Origin of the sequence: Sulfitobacter sp. HI0027 (assembly GCF_001634775.1) — a bacterium.
GTDB lineage: Bacteria > Pseudomonadota > Alphaproteobacteria > Rhodobacterales > Rhodobacteraceae > Sulfitobacter.
In genome coordinates, this window is sequence record NZ_LWER01000325.1 from 1 (window position 1) to 261 (window position 261).

The window sequence follows — 261 nt, forward strand, 5'->3', positions numbered from 1 at the left end:
CCACCACGTAGACGGAGGGCTAGCCCACGTACAAGAGCGGTTGATCGGCTACTGCGCACAGGCAGCAGGCTACCGCGTCCTTTCAGTTATGACCCCACAATCAGCCGCACGGAACTACGCGAAGCTCGAATACAAGATGCAGCGCTTGATGTCGCATCTCAGTTCAGGCAACATTGTTGAGCAAGATTTTGTTCTTTCAAAATCCCGAACAAATTTTCGCGGCAAGGTATTCCGTTTCTGTTTTGAAGCTTACGGTAGAAC

The 261-nt window shown here is 51.0% G+C and carries 1 protein-coding gene; it reads left to right on the plus strand.

The annotated features are described in order from the left end of the window. Positions 1-261: hypothetical protein (locus A3722_RS24925; protein ID WP_236627455.1), on the plus strand; the 261-nt coding region annotated here is incomplete at both ends.